Origin of the sequence: Lactobacillus sp. RTP31084st1_F9_RTP31084_210423 (assembly GCF_040919545.1) — a bacterium.
Taxonomy (GTDB): Bacteria; Bacillota; Bacilli; order Lactobacillales; family Lactobacillaceae; genus Lactobacillus; species Lactobacillus paragasseri.
In genome coordinates this window covers 1-1083 of the sequence record NZ_JBCOVH010000012.1, presented here as the reverse complement: position 1 = coordinate 1083, position 1083 = coordinate 1, and the positions used below count along the sequence as shown (strand labels likewise).

General features: G+C 46.4%; 1 rRNA gene. It reads left to right on the top strand.

The window, feature by feature from the left end:
- Positions 1-261: 261 nt before the first annotated feature.
- Positions 262-1083 (top strand): 16S ribosomal RNA (locus AB5359_RS10205); the annotation flags it as partial.

Here is a 1083-nt window from a genome sequence, read left to right as displayed (position 1 = left end):
GAAAGATGATAATATTATAAAGCTGTCATTTGAGAGAGATGAGAAAGAGGAAAAAAGGCTTGTCAAAACTCAAGAGGCATGATATAAAATAAAAGTTGTCACACGGCAACGGTAGTACCTTGAAAACTGAACAAAGTTTCGCTGAAAGTGTGCGGGATATAAAAATCCCAAACAAAAGCGAAGTCAATTCGCAAGCAATAAATTTGAGATAACTCAAAGAAAGTTTTAGAGCTAAACGATAAACAGCTCATTTTCAAGAAGGAAAATGAGAGTTTGATCCTGGCTCAGGACGAACGCTGGCGGCGTGCCTAATACATGCAAGTCGAGCGAGCTTGCCTAGATGAATTTGGTGCTTGCACCAAATGAAACTAGATACAAGCGAGCGGCGGACGGGTGAGTAACACGTGGGTAACCTGCCCAAGAGACTGGGATAACACCTGGAAACAGATGCTAATACCGGATAACAACACTAGACGCATGTCTAGAGTTTAAAAGATGGTTCTGCTATCACTCTTGGATGGACCTGCGGTGCATTAGCTAGTTGGTAAGGTAACGGCTTACCAAGGCAATGATGCATAGCCGAGTTGAGAGACTGATCGGCCACATTGGGACTGAGACACGGCCCAAACTCCTACGGGAGGCAGCAGTAGGGAATCTTCCACAATGGACGCAAGTCTGATGGAGCAACGCCGCGTGAGTGAAGAAGGGTTTCGGCTCGTAAAGCTCTGTTGGTAGTGAAGAAAGATAGAGGTAGTAACTGGCCTTTATTTGACGGTAATTACTTAGAAAGTCACGGCTAACTACGTGCCAGCAGCCGCGGTAATACGTAGGTGGCAAGCGTTGTCCGGATTTATTGGGCGTAAAGCGAGTGCAGGCGGTTCAATAAGTCTGATGTGAAAGCCTTCGGCTCAACCGGAGAATTGCATCAGAAACTGTTGAACTTGAGTGCAGAAGAGGAGAGTGGAACTCCATGTGTAGCGGTGGAATGCGTAGATATATGGAAGAACACCAGTGGCGAAGGCGGCTCTCTGGTCTGCAACTGACGCTGAGGCTCGAAAGCATGGGTAGCGAACAGGATTAGAT